At 63.8% G+C, this 14,086-nt stretch carries 19 protein-coding genes; 11 read left to right on the top strand and 8 right to left on the bottom strand.

Annotation, left to right across the window (positions count from 1 at the left end):
- Positions 1–13: 13 nt before the first annotated feature.
- The 3 genes from N7333_RS00905 to N7333_RS00895 all read right to left on the bottom strand — a co-directional run bounded on the left by N7333_RS00905 (position 14) and on the right by N7333_RS00895 (position 1,879).
- Positions 14–307 (bottom strand): co-chaperone GroES, encoded by a 294-nt coding sequence (locus N7333_RS00905; RefSeq protein WP_003240414.1) that lies wholly within the window; start codon positions 305–307, stop codon positions 14–16.
- Between the two features lie 320 nt (positions 308–627).
- Positions 628–1,077 carry an FxsA family protein gene (locus N7333_RS00900; RefSeq protein ID WP_012019625.1) on the bottom strand — a complete coding sequence of 150 codons (450 nt, stop codon included), beginning with the start codon at positions 1,075–1,077 and terminating at the stop codon, positions 628–630.
- Positions 1,078–1,144: 67 nt separating this feature from the next.
- Positions 1,145–1,879, bottom strand: a complete 735-nt coding sequence (locus tag N7333_RS00895) for a HugZ family protein (protein ID WP_129482953.1) — start codon at positions 1,877–1,879, stop codon at positions 1,145–1,147.
- 108 nt (positions 1,880–1,987) lie between these two features.
- Here N7333_RS00895 and N7333_RS00890 point away from each other — a divergent pair, with 108 nt between their 5' ends.
- Positions 1,988–2,746, top strand: coding sequence for an SDR family oxidoreductase (locus N7333_RS00890; protein WP_003240420.1), 759 nt, complete (start codon positions 1,988–1,990; stop codon positions 2,744–2,746).
- A 133-nt stretch (positions 2,747–2,879) separates the two neighbouring features.
- On the opposite strand, the gene N7333_RS00885 is transcribed toward N7333_RS00890, so the two are convergent.
- On the bottom strand, positions 2,880–3,848 hold the full coding sequence (locus tag N7333_RS00885; RefSeq protein WP_003240422.1) for a polyprenyl synthetase family protein: 969 nt from the start codon (positions 3,846–3,848) through the stop codon (positions 2,880–2,882).
- Positions 3,849–4,094: 246 nt separating this feature from the next.
- Between N7333_RS00885 and rplU the strand changes: the two genes are divergently transcribed.
- From rplU to N7333_RS00860, 5 genes are all read left to right on the top strand, one after another.
- Entirely contained in the window at positions 4,095–4,406 is a 312-nt protein-coding gene (gene rplU, locus N7333_RS00880; RefSeq protein WP_003240425.1) for a 50S ribosomal protein L21, read from the top strand.
- Positions 4,407–4,443: 37 nt separating this feature from the next.
- Positions 4,444–4,701, top strand: coding sequence for a 50S ribosomal protein L27 (gene rpmA, locus N7333_RS00875; RefSeq protein WP_003240427.1), 258 nt, complete (start codon positions 4,444–4,446; stop codon positions 4,699–4,701).
- Positions 4,702–4,867: 166 nt separating this feature from the next.
- Positions 4,868–6,088, top strand: coding sequence for an Obg family GTPase CgtA (gene cgtA / locus N7333_RS00870; protein ID WP_129482952.1), 1,221 nt, complete (start codon positions 4,868–4,870; stop codon positions 6,086–6,088).
- 81 nt (positions 6,089–6,169) lie between these two features.
- Entirely contained in the window at positions 6,170–7,288 is a 1,119-nt protein-coding gene (gene proB / locus N7333_RS00865) for a glutamate 5-kinase (RefSeq protein WP_003240430.1), read from the top strand.
- A gap of 9 nt (positions 7,289–7,297) precedes the next feature.
- Positions 7,298–7,756: a CreA family protein gene (locus tag N7333_RS00860; RefSeq protein ID WP_129482951.1), complete on the top strand. Its 459-nt coding sequence runs from the start codon at positions 7,298–7,300 to the stop codon at positions 7,754–7,756.
- A 106-nt stretch (positions 7,757–7,862) separates the two neighbouring features.
- Here the strand turns inward: N7333_RS00860 and mqo are convergent, their stop codons facing one another.
- Together mqo and N7333_RS00850 are read right to left on the bottom strand one after the other, a co-directional pair.
- Positions 7,863–9,359 carry a malate dehydrogenase (quinone) gene (gene mqo / locus N7333_RS00855; RefSeq protein WP_129482950.1) on the bottom strand — a complete coding sequence of 499 codons (1,497 nt, stop codon included), beginning with the start codon at positions 9,357–9,359 and terminating at the stop codon, positions 7,863–7,865.
- 449 nt (positions 9,360–9,808) lie between these two features.
- The gene (locus N7333_RS00850; RefSeq protein ID WP_129482949.1) at positions 9,809–10,036 is read right to left on the bottom strand and encodes a hypothetical protein; all 228 of its coding nucleotides are present in this window, start codon (positions 10,034–10,036) and stop codon (positions 9,809–9,811) included.
- A gap of 167 nt (positions 10,037–10,203) precedes the next feature.
- Between N7333_RS00850 and N7333_RS00845 the strand changes: the two genes are divergently transcribed.
- Entirely contained in the window at positions 10,204–10,788 is a 585-nt protein-coding gene (locus tag N7333_RS00845; RefSeq protein ID WP_003240438.1) for a YajG family lipoprotein, read from the top strand.
- Between the two features lie 56 nt (positions 10,789–10,844).
- Here N7333_RS00845 and N7333_RS00840 read toward each other — a convergent pair whose 3' ends face one another.
- Complete coding sequence (locus tag N7333_RS00840; protein WP_003240441.1) at positions 10,845–11,051, bottom strand: hypothetical protein; 207 nt, start codon at positions 11,049–11,051, stop codon at positions 10,845–10,847.
- A gap of 274 nt (positions 11,052–11,325) precedes the next feature.
- On the opposite strand from N7333_RS00840, the gene N7333_RS00835 reads away from it, so the two are divergent.
- Positions 11,326–11,601 (top strand): hypothetical protein, encoded by a 276-nt coding sequence (locus N7333_RS00835; protein WP_012019619.1) that lies wholly within the window; start codon positions 11,326–11,328, stop codon positions 11,599–11,601.
- Between the two features lie 61 nt (positions 11,602–11,662).
- On the opposite strand, the gene N7333_RS00830 is transcribed toward N7333_RS00835, so the two are convergent.
- Positions 11,663–12,823, bottom strand: coding sequence for a 1-acyl-sn-glycerol-3-phosphate acyltransferase (locus N7333_RS00830; RefSeq protein WP_177491166.1), 1,161 nt, complete (start codon positions 12,821–12,823; stop codon positions 11,663–11,665).
- A 101-nt stretch (positions 12,824–12,924) separates the two neighbouring features.
- Between N7333_RS00830 and N7333_RS00825 the strand changes: the two genes are divergently transcribed.
- The 3 genes from N7333_RS00825 to N7333_RS00815 are packed head-to-tail and all read left to right on the top strand — an operon-like array spanning position 12,925 to position 14,015.
- Positions 12,925–13,107 (top strand): CPXCG motif-containing cysteine-rich protein, encoded by a 183-nt coding sequence (locus N7333_RS00825; RefSeq protein ID WP_003240446.1) that lies wholly within the window; start codon positions 12,925–12,927, stop codon positions 13,105–13,107.
- Positions 13,107–13,367, top strand: coding sequence for a DUF2007 domain-containing protein (locus tag N7333_RS00820; protein WP_129482948.1), 261 nt, complete (start codon positions 13,107–13,109; stop codon positions 13,365–13,367). The genes N7333_RS00825 and N7333_RS00820 overlap by 1 nt, the downstream gene beginning before the upstream one ends.
- 30 nt (positions 13,368–13,397) lie before the next feature.
- Positions 13,398–14,015 carry an SOS response-associated peptidase gene (locus N7333_RS00815; protein ID WP_003240450.1) on the top strand — a complete coding sequence of 206 codons (618 nt, stop codon included), beginning with the start codon at positions 13,398–13,400 and terminating at the stop codon, positions 14,013–14,015.
- Positions 14,016–14,086: the final 71 nt, after the last annotated feature.

Here is a 14,086-nt window from a genome sequence, read left to right as displayed (position 1 = left end):
AGATTCGTGGGAATCAGGCTTCGATGACAGCGAGGATCTCGTTCTCGCCCATGACCAGCAGGTCTTCGCCGTCGACCTTGACGGTGTTGCTGCCGGAGTAGGGGCCGAATACCACCTTGTCACCGACCTTGACGGCCAGCGGACGGACTTCGCCGTTTTCCAGAACCTTACCGGTACCGACGGCAACGACTTCACCCTGGTTCGGCTTCTCGGCGGCCGAACCCGGCAGCACGATGCCGCCTGCGGTTTTGGTCTCTTCTTCGCTGCGACGGATCACGACGCGGTCATGCAGAGGACGAAGCTTCATTGTCGATCTCTCCTAACAATTGAATGGCCAACTTGCCGACTCTTGCTTGGTCGGCGGGTTTGTAAAATCCGGCGAGGCCGGGCGCGGCACGCTGGGCGCACCGCGAAAGTCGGACTGCCTCAGGGGCAGGCACCTTGCGGTGACTGCTACATGTGGGCGGGCAAGGGCATTTCAAGGGGCGGGGGTGAAATTTTTTGCGCAGCGAAGGGGGATATCGCGCAGGGCAGTTCGATGCCAGCGTTGCGCTTGAGTAGAAGCCGACTTGCCGGCGATCAGCCAGGGAGATCGCCGGCAAGCCGGCTCCTACGGGTGCTTGGAGATCAGTCGCGACGCTCGTACTCGCCCTCGAGAACATTGGGGCGGGTTTGCCCGGAGCGGGCGGCCTGGTCGTCGAAGAAGGCGCGCTGGCGCAGGGCCTGTTCCTCGGCGCGGCGGCGAATCTTGCCGACCAGCAGGCGGCGGGTGAAGGGAATCAGGCAGAGCGCGCCGAAGACGTCACTGATGAAACCCGGCAGCAACAGCAGGCCGCCACCAACGGCGATCAGCAGGCCTTCGAGCATTTCCTGCTCGGGCAGCTCGCCGCGCGACAGTCTTTCCCGGGCGCGCCAGGCGGTAGCGACGCCGGCCACGCGCAGCAGCACGCTGCCGAGGATGGCGGTGCCGATCACCAGCATCAGCGTCGGCAGCACGCCGATGGCGCTGCCGACCTTGATCAGCAGGGCCAGTTCGATGATCGGAAACAGCAGAAAGAGGAACAGAAACGCGCGCATGAGTCGAAGTGTCCTTGGCGGAAGACAGGCTTCCCGTAGAAGTTAAATATGGCGCTCTGCGCTTAATTCAAGCTGAAGGCTCGCCGCTGGTCGGCCAGCTCTCGGCCCGGGCCAGTTGCACCAGGGCCTGGCGTACTGCGCCGGGGTTGCTGCAGGGCGCGGGAAACGGCAGCCAGTGCAGGCTCTGGCCGATGCGCAGGTGAAAGCCTTCGCTGTCGATGCCGGCCATCTGCGCCGGCTCGTGCTGCGGCAGGCCGGCCAGTTCGACGTAATGGGCGATGGCATTGGCGTGGTCGTCGTTCATGTGCTCGACCATGCTCGCTTCGCTGCCGTCCGTCGCGAAGGGATTGGCCTGGGCGACCTGATCGAGCCAATGAATGGCGCCGAAGCCGCCGATAAAGCGCCAGCGCACCGGCTCCAGCCGCCAGAAATTGAAGTCATGCGCCCGATGGTAGTCGCGCGACTGAGGGAAAAAGCGGTAATAACGTTGGGCGGCCGCTTCGATTTCGCTTTCGTCATGCAACTGTCTTGCTTCGGCGAGCAAAGTAAGGCGGCCGACCGCCTGCACATCCTCTGCGCCGCGCTCGCCGACCAGTAGCGAGCATTTGGCGTCCTGCCCGAGATTATGGGTGTGCTGGGCGATGCGGCTGATCAGGATCAGCGGCCGGCCCTCGGCGTCCAGGCAGTAGGGCACCACCGATCCGAAAGGGAAACCCGGCATGGCCTTGGAGTGGGTGCTGAGCACGCCACGGTATTCCTTGAGCAGCAATTCTCGTGCATGCTTGCCGGCTTTCACGCTCACCTTATGACTCCTCGCAAAGAATCCGTCAGAAACGGACAGACGCCCTAGCATAGCGGTTCGCGGGCATCAGCGGGGTCGGTAAATGCTGCACCTTGAGGGGATAACGCGATGCAACTGAAAGACAAAGTCATCATCATCACTGGCGGCTGCCAGGGACTGGGCCGCGCCATGGGTGAGTACCTCGCGGCCAAGGGCGCCAAGCTGGCGCTGGTCGATCTGAACCAGGAAAAACTCGACGAAGCCGTGGCCGCCTGCAAGGCCGCCGGTGGCGACGCCCGTGCCTACCTGTGCAACGTGGCCAATGAAGAGCAGGTGACCCACATGGTCGCCCAGGTGGCCGAGGACTTCGGCGCCATCAACGGCCTGGTCAACAATGCCGGCATCCTGCGCGATGGCCTGACCATCCGCGTCAAGGACGGTGAGATGACCAAGATGAGCCTGGCGCAGTGGCAGGCGGTGATCGACGTCAACCTGACCGGCGTGTTCCTCTGCACCCGCGAAGTGGCGGCGAAGATGATCGAGCTGGGCAACCAGGGCGCCATCGTCAACATTTCCTCGATCTCCCGTGCCGGCAACATGGGCCAGGCCAACTACTCCGCGGCCAAGGCCGGCGTCGCCGCTGACACTGTGGTCTGGGCCAAGGAACTGGCGCGCTACGGCATCCGCGTGGCGGGCGTGGCGCCGGGCTTCATCGAAACCGAGATGACCGGCAGCATGAAGCCGGAAGCCCTGGAGAAGATGACCTCCGGCATTCCGCTCAAGCGCATGGGCAAGCCGGCCGAGATCGCGCATTCGGTGGCCTACATCCTGGAAAACGACTACTACACCGGTCGTATCCTGGAGCTGGACGGCGGCCTGCGCCTGTAATCGGCTGCGCCTGAACGCAAAACGCCCCGACTGGTTCGGGGCGTTTTCGTTTCCGGCTGCTGGTACGCACGGCGCGCCCTATGGGCATGATGCGCGCGGCTTTCCATAGGGTGCGCCGTGCGCACCGCTGCTTTCAATGCGTACGGGCGACGGCGAAACGGCTCAGCTCGATCAGCGCATCGCGATACTCGCCGGCCGGCAGCACGTCCAGACAGGCGATGGCGCGTTCGGCGTAGTCACGGGCGAGACGGGCGGTGTAGTCCAGGGCGCCGGCGGCATCCACGGCGGCGCGGATGCTTTCCAGGTCTTCGATACCGCCTTTCTGAATGGCGCGGCGCACCAGAGCGGCCTGCTCCTCGCTGCCTTCGCGCATGGTGTAGATCAGCGGCAGGGTCGGTTTGCCTTCGGCCAGGTCGTCGCCGACGTTCTTGCCCAGTTCGGCCGCATCGCCCTTGTAGTCGAGCAGGTCGTCGACCAACTGGAAGGCGATGCCCAAGTGGTCGCCGAAGGTGCGCAGGGCTTCGCGCTGCGCCTCGTTGGCGCCGGCCAGCGCCGCGGCGCTGTGGGTCGAGGCCTCGAACAGCATCGCGGTCTTGCCGCGGATGACTTCCATATAGGTCTCTTCCGTGGTGCTGGCGTCGCGCACCTTAGACAGCTGCAGCACTTCACCCTCGGCGATCACGCGGGTGGCGTGGGAGAGAATCTTCATCACCGGCATGGAGCCGAGCTCGACCATCATTTCGAACGAGCGCGAATAAAGGAAGTCGCCCACCAGCACGCTGGGCGCATTGCCCCACTGGGCATTGGCGGTGCTGCGGCCACGGCGCATGTCGGACATGTCGACCACGTCGTCGTGCAGCAGGGTGGCGGTGTGCAGGAATTCGATGGTGGCGGCCAGCAGACGCAGGTCGTCGGCCTGGTAGCCCAGTGCGCGACCGCTGAGCAGTACCAGCAGTGGCCGCAGGCGCTTGCCGCCAGCGGAGATGATATAGTCGCCGATCTTTTCCACCAGTGGCACGCGGGAAACCACCTGTTGGCGAATGATGCCATCGACGGCGGTGAAATCGTCAGCTACCACGCGGTAGAAAGCCTGGGGTTGCATCGGCGACTGGTGCTCCTTTGAGGTTGCGCGGCATGCTAGGTGGCGGGGTATGGGCTGTCAAGGCAAGCACCTGCAGCCCTTGCGTGGCGTCACGGCCTTGCGTACAATCGCGCACCCTGAACTTCCCCCTGGGCATTTCCCTGCCTTACGCAATTGCAAGGGTGTCACTTCCGGCCCCGAGCAGCCATGCCAGCCAATAACGATTTTTCTAAAGCGCTGGGTGAGCAGGATCAACGGAGATTTACCATGTACGCAGTGATTGTTACTGGTGGCAAGCAATACAAGGTCACCGAAGGCGAATTCCTCAAGATCGAGAAGCTCGAGCTCGCCACTGGCGAAGCCGTGACTTTCGATCGCGTTCTGCTGATCGGCAATGGCGACGACGTTAAGATCGGCGCTCCGGTCGTAGACGGCGCCAAAGTGGTTGCAGAAGTCGTTTCGCAAGGTCGTCACGACAAAGTGCGCATCATCAAGTTCCGCCGTCGTAAGCACCACATGAAGCGTCAGGGCCACCGTCAGTGGTTCACTGAGATCAAAATCACCGGTATCCAGGCCTGATCCGTCGGCCCCGATCCCTTTATAGGAGTATTGACTCATGGCACACAAAAAAGCTGGCGGTTCTACCCGTAACGGCCGCGATTCCGAAAGTAAACGCCTTGGCGTGAAGATGTACGGTGGCCAGGTCATCAAGGCCGGCAACATCATCGTTCGTCAGCGCGGCACCGAGTTCCACCCGGGTTTCGGCGTGGGCATGGGCAAGGACCACACCCTCTTCGCCAAGATCGAAGGCGTGGTCAAGTTCGAAGTGAAGGGCGCTTTCGGCCGTCGCTACGTGAGCGTTGTTCAGGCCTAATCGCCTGCGCGCTGGAAAAGCCCTGTCCGTAGGACGGGGCTTTTTTGTTTCTGTATCCTTGGGTTCTTGCCCGATGACCCGTAACGCCACGCTGTCTGCGTGGGGTCATCCGGCAAGGGCCTTTACGTTGTTCTGTTGACCCGCAGCTCTTGCGGGAGGCGTATCCATGAAATTTGTCGACGAAGTTTCGATTTTTGTAAAAGCCGGTGACGGCGGTAACGGCATGATGAGCTTCCGCCGCGAGAAGTTCATCGAAAAGGGCGGCCCCAACGGCGGGGACGGTGGCGATGGTGGCTCGGTATTCCTTGAGGCCGACGAGAACCTCAACACCCTGATCGATTACCGCTACACCCGCAAGTTCCACGCGCAGAACGGCGAGAAGGGCGGCAGCACCGACTGCACCGGCGCCAAGGGCGAGGATCTGATCCTGCCGGTACCGGTCGGCACCACGGTGATCGACGTGGCGACTCAGGAAGTGATCGGCGATCTGGTCAAGGCCGGTCAGCGCCTGATGGTCGCTCAGGGCGGCTGGCACGGCCTGGGCAACACCCGCTTCAAGTCCAGCACCAACCGCGCGCCGCGCCAGACCACACCGGGCAAGCCGGGCGAGTCGCGCGATCTCAAGCTGGAGCTGAAAGTGCTGGCCGACGTCGGCCTGCTCGGTCTGCCCAATGCCGGCAAGAGCACCTTCATCCGCGCCGTATCCGCGGCCAAGCCGAAAGTCGCCGATTACCCCTTCACCACCCTGGTGCCGAACCTGGGCGTGGTCAGCGTCGACCGCTTCAAGAGCTTCGTCGTCGCCGACATTCCCGGTCTGATCGAGGGCGCTTCGGAAGGCGCCGGTCTGGGTATCCGCTTCCTCAAGCACCTGGCGCGTACCCGCCTGCTGCTGCACCTGGTGGACATGGCGCCGCTGGACGAGAGCGATCCGGCCGAGGCTGCGCAGGTGATCATCGACGAGCTGGGCCGCTTCAGCCCGGCGCTGGCCGAGCGTGATCGCTGGCTGGTGCTGAACAAGATGGACCAGATCCCGGAAGACGAGCGCGAGGCGCGCAAGGCCGATATCGTCGCCCGTCTGGGCTGGCAGGGCCCGGTCTACGTGGTGTCGGCCATCAGCCGCGACGGCACCGAGCGCATCTGCCGCGACATCATGCATTACCTGGAGGTGCGTGCCGAACGCATCGCCGAAGACCCGGTATTCGCCGAGGAACTGGCCGAGCTGGATCAGCGCATCGAGGACGAGGCCCGCGCCCGCCTGCAGGCGCTGGACGATCAGCGTGCGCTGCGTAAATCCGGCGTGCGCAGCGTCGACGATATCGACGAAGACGATGATTTCTTCGACGATGAAGACGACGACGGCCCGGAAATCATTTACGTCCGGGATTAAGCAAATTTCCAACGCCGCTTAATTGCGGCGTTTTTGTAGGTGGGGTGGAACCCATCGTTTTCTGGCTAAGGTTGGAAGATCATGCGTGACAAGGTGACCGGCGCACGGCGCTGGGTGGTGAAGATCGGCAGTGCGCTGCTGACCGCCGACGGGCGTGGCCTGGATCGTGCGGCCATGGCGGTGTGGGTCAAGCAGATGGTGGCGCTGCGCGAGCAGGGCGTCGAATTGGTGCTGGTGTCCTCCGGCGCCGTGGCGGCCGGCATGAGCCGCCTGGGCTGGACCAGTCGACCTAGCGCGATGCACGAACTGCAGGCCGCCGCCGCCATCGGCCAGATGGCGCTGGTGCAGGCCTGGGAGTCGAGCTTCGCCGAGCATGGCCGCCGTACCGCGCAGGTTCTGCTGACCCACGATGACCTCTCCGACCGCAAGCGCTACCTCAACGCGCGCAGCACCCTGCGCACCCTGGTGGGCCTGGACGTGATCCCGGTGATCAACGAGAACGACACCGTGGTCACCGACGAGATCCGCTTCGGCGACAACGACACCCTGGCTGCGCTGGTGGCCAACCTGGTAGAGGCCGATCTGCTGGTGATCCTCACCGACCGCGACGGCATGTATACCGCCGATCCGCGGCACAACCCCGATGCCGAGCTGATCCATGAGGCGCGTGCCGATGACCCGGCGCTGGATGCTGTGGCCGGCGGCGTCGGCGGCGCACTGGGGCGCGGCGGCATGCAGACCAAGCTGCGCGCTTCGCGCCTGGCGGCGCGTTCCGGTGCGCACACCGTCATCGTCGGCGGTGCCATCGAGCAGGTGCTGGCGCGGCTCAAGGCCGGCGAACGCCTGGGTACTCTGCTGGCGCCCGAGCGCGGCCTGCTGGCGGCGCGCAAGCAATGGCTGGCCGGCCACCTGCAGACCCGCGGCACCCTGGTGCTGGACGCCGGCGCGGTGAAGGCGCTGAGTCAGGATCGCAAGAGCCTGCTGCCGGTGGGCGTGAAGGCCGTGCAGGGCAGCTTCCGCCGTGGCGAGATGGTGGTCTGCGTTGCTCCGGATGGTCGCGAGGTCGCCCGCGGCCTGGTCAACTACAGCGCGCTGGAAGCGCAGAAGATCATCGGCCAGCCGTCCGATGCCATCGAGAAGCTGCTGGGCTATGTCGATGAGCCGGAGCTGGTGCATCGCGACAATCTGATCCTCGTTTAAGGAGCACGCATGCGTCCGTTGAAGGGAGTGTTGCTGGGGCTGCTGATGTTGCCCGGCCTGGCACTGGCCGAGACCATCGGTGAAGTGTCTACGGTGTTCAAGTGGGTGGGGCCCAACGACAAGATCGTCGTCGAGGCTTTCGATGACCCCAAGGTGGCGGGCGTGACCTGCTACCTGTCGCGCGCCAAGACCGGCGGCGTGAAGGGTGGCCTGGGGCTGGCCGAGGATCGCGCCGAGGCGTCCATCGCCTGTCGTCAGGTCGGTCCCATTGCATTCAAGGACACGCTCAAGGACGGCGAGGAAGTCTTCAAGGAGCGCACCTCGCTGGTGTTCAAGACCATGCAGGTGGTGCGCTTCTTCGACGCCAGGCGCAACACGCTGGTGTATCTGGTCTACAGCGACCGGGTGATCGAAGGCAGCCCGCAGAATGCGGTGACCGCCATTCCGATCCTGCCCTGGGGCCAGTAGGGTGCGCCGTGCGCACCAGCTCAGGCGATGGAATGCTCGGTGCGCATGGCGCACCCTACGCCTAAAAGAAAACCGCCCCGAGGGGCGGTTTTTTCATGCGTGGCGATCAGCTCGGTACATCCAGCTGCAGGCGCTTGTTCGACTGCGTCTGCACTTCACGGTAGCGCTCGGCATCCTTGGACAGGACATCGGCCATGGCCGGGAAGATTTCGTCCAGCTTGGTGCGCCAGCCTTCGCTCTTGGCCTGCTCGGGGAAGCAGCGGCGAATCAGGTCAAGCATGATCGACACGGTCACCGAGGCACCCGGCGAGGCGCCGAGCAGGGCGGCGATGGTGCCGTCCGCAGCTGCCACCAGTTCGGTACCGAACTGCAGGATGCCGCCGTTCTTGCTGTCCTTCTTGATGATCTGCACGCGCTGGCCGGCCACTTCCAGGCGCCAGTCCTCGGCCTTGGCCTCCGGGTAGAAGCCGCGCAGGGTGTTCAGGCGCTGTTCCTCGGACTGCATCACTTCCTTGATCAGGTAGCGGGTCAGGTCCATGTTGTCGCGCGCCACCGCCAGCATCGGGCCGAGGTTGTTGGGGCGTACCGACAGCGGCAGGTCGAGGAACGAGCCGTGCTTGAGGAACTTGGTGGTGAAGCCGGCGTAAGGCCCGAACAGCAGGGACTTCTTGCCATCCACCACGCGGGTATCGAGGTGCGGCACCGACATGGGCGGCGAGCCCACGGCGGCCTGGCTGTAGACCTTGGCCTGGTGCTGCTTGACGATTTCCGGGTTGTCGCAACGCAGCCACTGGCCGCTTACCGGGAAGCCGCCGAAGCCCTTGCCCTCGGGGATGCCGGACAGTTGCAGCAGCGGCAGTGCGCCGCCACCGGCACCGAGGAAGACGAACTTGCTCTTGAGCTTGCGCGTGGCGCCGGAGCGAGTGTCCTTGATGTCCACCAGCCAGCCTTCACCGTCGCGCTTGAGGTCGGTGACCTTCTGGTTGCAGATGACCTTGGCGTTGGGCTGGCTGGTCAGGTAATCGAGCATCTGCTCGGTGACCGCGCCGAAGTTGACGTCGGTACCGGCCTGCACGCGAGTCATCGCCAACGGTTCGCTGGCATCGCGGCCCGGGATCAGCAGCGGCGCCCATTCGGCGATGGTGGCGCGATCCTCGGTGTACTCTATCTCGGTGAAGGCATGATGCTGACGCAGGGCCTCGAAACGCTTCTTGAGGAAGGCGATGCCGCTGTTGCCGCGCACGAAGCTCATGTGCGGAACCGGATTGATGAAGGTCTTCGGCGATTTGATCGCGCCCTTCTCGATCAGGTAGGCCCAGAACTGCTTGGACTCTTCGAACTGCGCGTTGATGGTCACCGACTTCTTGATGTCGATGCTGCCATCGGCACCTTCCGGGGTGTAGTTCAGTTCGCACAGGGCGGCATGGCCGGTGCCTGCGTTGTTCCAGGGGTTGGAGCTTTCCACCGCGCCGGACTCGCGCAGCTCCACCACTTCCAGCGTGATGCCGGGGTTGAGCTCCTTGAGCAGCACGCCCAGGGTCGCACTCATGATGCCGGCGCCTACCAGCACCACATCTACGCTTTGGTAATCGTTATGCGCCATTAACCTCTCTCCAAGAAAATCTGCACCAGATTGGCGGCCGCATGGCCGTCAGGGCGATACCGTCGGACTCAGGCGCAAGGCCCTGTCGTGAGGAGGGGAAGGTCAAGGCTGGGATTTGCGGACGCAAAACTGTTCATCTGTTCGCCACACTCTTGTGAAGTTTTAAAAACCGTTTTTTTCACGCTCTTTTGGAGCGGTGAACCTCAAAAGCTCGTCTGCCTCGGCGCGCTTTTTGCCCGTGCACGTCATGCATTGCATGGCTGCAATCGGTTCTGCATCTGGGCTAAAAGGCGGCTGGCCGGAAATGGCAGCACGAAGTGGGCGACTCTCTGGGGCGGGAGCGATGATGTTGCAGGCCCGATCAGGAGACGTCCTTATAATCGGGGCGCGATTATAACGGTGAATGAGGGGAAATTGATCGCCCTGCGTGACTTTTCTTCTTCCGCCGGTCAGGCCGCCAACGGAGAGGGGTTCGATGCGCGAGTGACGACTGGCACAACCCTGACGCCGGCAGGCAGTGGCGCGCCGAGCCAGGAGATGTGCGCTTCGCTCACTTCGACCCAACCGGCCTGGTTCGGGTGTTCGCGCATCTGGCGCAGGGCGCGGCAATGGCCCTGTGCATCGAGGAGGGCGAAGTGGCGCATGGGGCGAGGGCTGAACAGGCGACGCAACAGCATGGCGAAGGCTCCAGCGTAAGGGCTGGTAGCCTTTATGCCAGGGCGCGGTGACAGGGTGATGACAGGAACCGCGGCAACCCGCCGGAGGTCTCATGCAGCGCTACTGTCGGCGTCAGGCGGTGCTGGGTATACTGCCGGCCACTTTATACCTCACTCGGAGAGAGAGCATGCTGCACCGTGCGTTGATCGCCTTGCTTGCTGCCGCCAGCCTGACCCTGGCCGGCTGCGCCCTCAGCCCTCAGCAACTCACCCCGCAACCCAAACTCACCAGCTCGCTGACCCCGGTGGGGCAGGGGCAGCCGGTGGTGGTACGGGTGGCCGACGGCCGTCCTTCGCCGGTACTGGGTACCCGCGGTGGCCTGTATCCGGAAACCAGCGCCATCAGCGTCAGCAGCGACGCCATCCTGCCGCGTTTGCAGGCAGAGGCGGAGGCGGCGGTGCGTCTGCTCGGCTTCACCCCGTCTGCCAATGCCTACAATGCGCCACAACTGACCATCACCCTGGCTGAGTTGAAGTACCAGTCGCCGAAGGAAGGCATGTATGTCACCGAAGCGGACATCTCTGCCTCCATTCGTGCCGATGTGCAGGGCGGTAGCCGCCGTTACACCGGCCGTTACGGCGCTTCGCTGAACCAGCGTTTCGGCACTGCGCCGAACCAGCAGACCAACACCAAGCTGGTGACCGATGTGCTCAGCGATGCACTGACCCGGGCCTTCAAGGACCCGACCATCGGCCAGGTACTGCTGCAGTAACGCTGCAGATAGCAAAACGCCCCGCAATGCGGGGCGTTTTCGTTTGTGCGGGAGCTTCAGGCGGCCTGATCGTAGAGCTCCGGCAGGCTCATGCCGGTGCGATTGTCGATATCCGGCAGGTCGTAATGCTCGTGGCCGCCAAGGGCGCAGTAGACCAGCCAGTGCTGGTCCTGCACGTTGAAGGAGAGTTCATCGATCACGGCGTCCACTTCATCCAGCGAATCGATCAGGTAATCGCGATCCAGCGGTTGGGGATTGAGCATGGCAGGTCCTCCGAGGACATAGGGGATTGGCTCCAGCAACAGTCGTGACTGTTTGGTCACTGTCAGAGATACAAACCCTAGGCCAGGCATATGACAGTTTTCAGACGATTTCGGGATAGCGAGCGGCGTTCGTCGGAAACGAACTTCATAAAAGCGGGTTTTCAGTACACTGCGCGACGACTTTTCGGGGGCTGAGACGCGCCTGTTTTCAGCCGAAATCCCCATTCTGGTGCGGTGGCGAGCTTGCTGCACCACGCTGTTCTCGAGGTGTCGCATGTCGCTGCAGATGTTGTGGTCGCTGTTTCTCGCCCATCCGTCAGGGGCGGTGAATTCGTTGGCGCTGTTCTTCGCTCTGGCTGGCGCCTGGTTGTGCCTGATGACCCGCTTGCGCGAGCAGCGCGGTCTGGCACGTGTACTGGCGCAAGGCGAACTGGAGACGCTGGATGACGGCGACGAGCGCACCCTGCGGATCAACCGCTTCTTCTATCGTTTCGGGGCCACCTGCCTGGGCGCGGCTCTGCTGCTGTCCTGGTTCAGCACGCGCTTGTAGTCACGGATGAATCAATGAAAACGGCAGCCATGGGCTGCCGTTTTCGTTTCTGCCGCAGGGCTTACAGGGGCAGGCCGGCCTTGATCCGGTACTGGTTTCGCACCGGGTTGGCGTATTGCAGGATCAGGAACGGTTTCTCTTCGGCGCTGCAGGCGGCCAGGCGCTTGTTCCATTGGGCTTCGGCCTTGGCCAGCTCCTCGGCTGCGAACAGTTCATGCGCCGCGGGTACGTTCAGCTCGGCCTCGCGACCGTCCCACATGGCATAGGCCAGGTAATGCACCGGGAACAGGCGGTACTGGCCGAGGATGTGTCGGTCCAGCGCCTGTGCGAGCTGCTTGGTGTCCTCCAGGCCGGCGACCGGCGGGCCGAAGTGCAGGTGCACGCGGCCCTTGTAGCCGGTGATGCCCAGGGCGATGCTGGCGTCGTCTTCACCCGGCGCCTTGGTGTAGCTGCCGGTGGCGGCGCGCACGCTCAGCTCGCGTGCCTTGGCCAGGTCGCAGGGGTCGTATTCGTAGCTGATCGAAACCGGGATCAGGTTGAGCGAGTCGATCACCGCAGCGAACGGCTCGTCCTTGCGGCTCATGTGGAACATCTTGAGGATCGCCGAGTCGGTGCGGTCGTCACCGTCCTTGGCACGGCCTTCGGCCTGGGCGATCCAGATCGATTCGCCGTCTTCGCGGATCGAGTGGTTGATGTAGGCGGAAAGCAACTGGTACGCCGCCAGCTTCTCGCGGCGGCCGCTGATCGAGCGGTGCACGATGAAGCTCTTGTTCAGGCGCATCAGATCGCTGACGAAGGGGCGTTGCAGCAGGTTGTCGCCAATGGCGATGCGCGGCGTCTGCAGGCCGGCATGGTAGACGGCGTAGTTGACGAAGGCCGGGTCCATGACGATGTCGCGATGGTTGGCCAGATACAGATAGGGCTTGCCCGGCTGCAGGTGCTCCAGGCCGGAGTAGCTGATGCCGTCGCTGGCGTGCTCGATGGTGCGGTCTATGTAGGGCTCGATCTTTTCCTGCAGCTTGGAGACCGAATCGATGCTGGCGAACTCGCTGCGCAGGCGCGCGGCGATCAGCGGCTTGAGCAGCCAGCCCAGTGGCCCGGCCAGGCGCGGAAAACGGAAGCGGGTAAGGGTGCCGAGAAACGCCTGGTCGGCGAGCAGGCGCGCCAGAACGGGGCGCACTTCTGCATCGGCATAGGGTCGGATGGCATCGAATGCGCCCATCATGCTCTCTTGTTCTAAAACGGCTAAGGTTGAATGAGGATCTGCCCGGCAGGGTGAGCAATAGACCGGCGATTATACCGCCAAGTCACACGGAGGCCGCGATGCTGGAGAGCGAGTCTTATCTCTGCCCCTACTGCGGTGAGCCGGCCGAGGCCGTGCTCGACCTGTCGGGAGGCGATCAGTCCTATATCGAGGATTGTCCGGTGTGCTGCCGGCCGATCCTGTTCGAGCTGCATACCGATGGTGTCGACTGGCAGTTGGAAGTACGGGGAGAGAACGACTGATGCAGCGAATCTACGAACCGGAGAATCTGCTGGAAGGGCAGATGCTGTTGGGCATGCTCGCCAGCGAGGGTATCGAGGCGCACCTGCTCGGCCAGCATCTGGTCGGTGCCGTGGGCGAGCTGCCGGCATGTGGTCTGCTCGGCCTGCTGGTGGCGGACGAGGATGCCGAGCGGGCGCGGGCGCTGATCGGTGCGTACAATGCCGCGCAACCCTTGCCCGGCGACGAGCCGGAGTCCTTTCAGGGCGTATTGCTGTGCTGATGCGCTCTTTGCCGTTTCTCGAGTACTTCCATGTCCGGACGCTACGCCCTGTTTCGTTGGTCTCCCGCTTTCGCGGCGCTGCCCGGTTTTCCGGCCGATCAGCAGCCGCACTGGAACATCGCGCCTAACGGCCAGGTGCTGTTGTTGCGCGCGGGGCGCGACGGGCGGGAAGCGGCGCGTGCTCGCTGGGGGCTGACCCCGGCCTGGCTGCAGGACCTGTCCAAAACCCCCGCCCATGCCCGCGCCGAAACCCTCGCCGAGCAGCCGATGTTTCGCGAGCCCTTTCGCCTGCGCCGCGGCTTGTTGCCGGCCAATGGCTTCTACGAGTGGCGCGGTTCCGCGCGCAAGCGGCCGTACTGGATGACCAGTGGCGACTCGCTGATGTACTTCGCAGCGCTGTGGGAGGTCTATCCGGTGGGGGGGCACGAGTATCTGAGCGTGGCCATGATCACTCAGGAGGCTGCCTCGCTGCGCCGCCCGCTGATTCTCGGCGAGCACGAACAGGCATTGTGGTTGAGCAACGACACGCCGCCCGAGCAACTGGCAGCGCTGCTGGCCAAGCCGCAGGTTGCGCTGCGTGAGCGCGCACTGGCCACGCTGGTCAACGATCCGAAGCTGGATGCGCCGGAGTGCCTGACTCCGGCGTGAAGCCTTAGGCTGTCGTGGGACGGCTAGGCCGTGCCCCCGCAACAACCGCTGGAAGAGTGGTGCGCATGGCG

Origin of the sequence: Pseudomonas sp. GD04158, from assembly GCF_029834875.1 — a bacterium.
GTDB classification, from domain to species: Bacteria; Pseudomonadota; Gammaproteobacteria; order Pseudomonadales; family Pseudomonadaceae; genus Aquipseudomonas; species Aquipseudomonas hydrolytica.
This window is presented reverse-complemented; position numbering and strand designations above follow the sequence as displayed.